Annotated in this window: 3 protein-coding genes and 1 pseudogene; all 4 read right to left on the reverse strand. The window is 69.5% G+C overall.

Features of this window, described 5'->3' with window-relative positions; genetic code table 11:
- Nucleotides 1-427: NAD-dependent epimerase/dehydratase family protein (locus tag VHK87_RS01265; RefSeq protein WP_329633085.1), on the reverse strand; the 427-nt coding region annotated here is incomplete at its 3' end.
- Between the two features lie 9 nt (nucleotides 428-436).
- The gene (locus VHK87_RS01270) at nucleotides 437-1,495 is read right to left on the reverse strand and encodes an FkbM family methyltransferase (RefSeq protein WP_329633086.1); all 1,059 of its coding nucleotides are present in this window, start codon (nucleotides 1,493-1,495) and stop codon (nucleotides 437-439) included.
- A gap of 13 nt (nucleotides 1,496-1,508) precedes the next feature.
- On the reverse strand, nucleotides 1,509-2,036 hold the full coding sequence (locus VHK87_RS01275) for a dTDP-4-dehydrorhamnose 3,5-epimerase family protein (RefSeq protein WP_329633087.1): 528 nt from the start codon (nucleotides 2,034-2,036) through the stop codon (nucleotides 1,509-1,511).
- Nucleotides 2,036-2,724 (reverse strand): annotated as a pseudogene (locus VHK87_RS01280) (methyltransferase C-terminal domain-containing protein); the annotation flags it as partial. The pseudogene VHK87_RS01280 and the gene VHK87_RS01275, both read right to left, overlap by 1 nt.

Raw genomic sequence — 2,724 nt, forward strand, 5'->3', positions numbered from 1 at the left:
TGGAGAGGCGCGCGACGGCGCCTCGGCCGGCGGTCTGGGTGAGGGCGACGTTCTCGCCCAGCGCCTTCGAGAGATCGTAGATGTGCCGCGGCTCGGCCGGCCGCAGGATCAGCGCGTCGTCCTCGTGGGCGAGCTCGGCCGACGAGGAGTCGTAGAGCCGGGTCGACGACAGGACGATCAGGCGGTCGAACCTGGCCCGCTCGGCCAGCCGGGCGACGAGGGTGGCGTGCGCCTCGACGGTGTCGAACGGGCGGGCGGCGTAATCTGCGGTGAGGCCCGCGCAGTCGTAGACGACGCCGAGATCCTGCTCGAAGACGGCGGGGTCGGCTTTCCGCGGGCAGAAGGGCGCGATCCCCCGCCCTTCCAGGCGCCGGCGCAGGCGCGAGCCGACGAAGCCCGCCGCGCCCAGAATGGTCGCCTGCGTCACGGCCCGGCCCTACAGCCCGTCCACCGGATGGTGGAGCTTGGGATCCTTGTGGCGCAGCAGCTTGGGGCTGACGTTCTCGACGATGCGGTAGCCGGGACCATCGAACACCGTCGGGTCCTTCACCGCCACCATGTTGAAGCCGTGCGGCGGGCCTTCCAGGTAGACCTTGTCCTGCGGGATCAGCTCCACCGGCTTGCCGGAGAGGTCGACGTTGGAGTTGAAGTCGCGCAGGGCGAAGAGGTGGTAGCCGAGCCCGGTCAGGAACCGGGAGATCTCGGTCTGATCCATCCCCTGGCTCCAGTCGACGTAGTGCCGGTGCACTTCGTAGACGATGTGCGGGCCGGCGGGGCCGGCGAGGTATTTCTCCGCCCCCTTCAGCGCCGCCAGCTCGGCACCCTCGATGTCGATGACGATCAGGTCGAGCCGGTCGACGCCCTGGGCGGCCAGGTAGTCGGCGATGGTCACCGTCTGGAAGGCGTCGGCGGCGCCGGCGTCGGCCTTCTCGGCGGTGGCGAAGCTGTCGTAGCCGACCAACTTCAGGTGCTCGGACGAGGAGCTCCACAGCCCTTCCGGCCGGGCCACGATGTTGGTCAGCCCGTTGATCTCGGCGTTGCGCATCAGCATCCGCCGCTGGTCCGAGTTCGGCTCGAAGGCGTGGACGACGCCGCCGTTCTTCGCAATCTCGCGGGCGATCAGGATCGCGTGGTCGCCGAAATAGGCGCCGCCGATCACCACCTGCTGCGCCCCCTTGGCGAGGTCCACGACTATGCGCGAGGTCATCGGCTCCCATGCGTGGTCGGGCACGGCCGGCTCGCTCATCACGAAGTCGCGGGCGATCTTGGAACGGTAGAGGAATTCGAAGGTGACGCCGTTCGAGAGGCTCCGCCGGACCGGCTCGCCCTCTTGGTAGACGGCGTCCACCAGCGGACCGGTGACCTCCTCGCGCAGGTCGACGCCGGGGGTGGCGATCTCCTTCTCGAGCGCCAGCAGGTGGCGGACGAAGGCCTCGCGCCAGCCGGGGGTGGCGCGGAGCTTCTCGAGGGCGGCGGCGAGCTTTTCCTGGTCCATCGACCTTCGGTTCCTAGCGGTAGTCTGGATAGGCCGCATCGCGCGGCGAGATGACCTTCGGCTCGGCCGGCCAGGCGATGGCGAAGGCCGGATCGTTCCAGCGCACGCCGCGGTCGTGGCCCGGCTCGTAGCGCGGCGCGATCTGATAGACCACGTCGGTTTCCGGCTCCAGCGTCAGGAAACCGTGGGCCACGCCTTCGGGGATCAGCACCGCCCGGGCGTTGTCCGCCGACAGCTCCACCGAGAGCCACCGGCGGTAGGTCGGGCTTTCCGGGCGCAGGTCGAGGGCGACATCGAAGGCCCGGCCGCGGGTCACCCGGACCAGCTTCACCTCGGCATGCGGGGCGGCTTGGTAGTGCATCCCGCGCAGGGTGAAGGCGGCGGTGTTGCGCGACAGGCTGGTCTGGGCCGGAACGAAGGGCTGGCCGGCGGCGGCGAACTCGTCAGGACAGTGCAGGCGGGCGAACAGGCCGCGCTCGTCGCTGGAAGGCTCGATGTCGACCAGGACGACGCCGGCGATCTGCGTCCGCGAGAACCGCATCAGTCCAGAACCTGCACATGCGGCGTGGCGATCACGAACCGGCCGCCCCAGTCTCGGACGAAGCCGAGCTGGCCGATGATCTCGTCCCTGATGTTCCAGGGCAGGATCAGGACGTAGTCGGGGCGCACCTCGGCCACCTTGTCGGGCGCCAGGATCGGGATGTGGCTGCCGGGCAGGTAGCGGTCCTGCTTCACCGGATTGGCGTCGAAGGCGGCGACGATGTCGTCCGTCCCCACGCCGCAGTAGTTCAGGAAGGTGTTGCCTTTCGCGGCCGCGCCATAGGCGGCGATCCGCTTGCCCTCCGCCTTCGCCCCCGCGAGGAAGGCCAGGAACTCGTCCCGGACGGCGTCCACGCGCGGAGCGAAGCCGCGGTAGGTCTCGATTTTCGACAACCCCGCGTCGGCCTCGCGGGCCCGCAGCGCCCGCAGGGCGTCGGTTTCGGCGTGGGCGGCGCCCTGGTGCGCGCAGAACAGCCGAAGGCTGCCGCCGTGGGTCGGCAGCAGCTCCACATCGAAGGGGCGCAGGCCGTGGGCACTCAGCACCTGCTCCACCGCCAGCAGCGACAGGTAGGAGAAGTGCTCGTGGTAGATGGTGTCGAACTGCACCTTCTCGATGAGGTTCAGGAGGTGCGGGAATTCGAAGGTCAGCACCCCTTCGGGCTTCAGCACCCGCCGGAAACCTTCTACGA

It is taken from the genome of Phenylobacterium sp. (assembly GCF_036263695.1).
Taxonomy (GTDB): domain Bacteria; phylum Pseudomonadota; class Alphaproteobacteria; order Caulobacterales; family Caulobacteraceae; genus Phenylobacterium.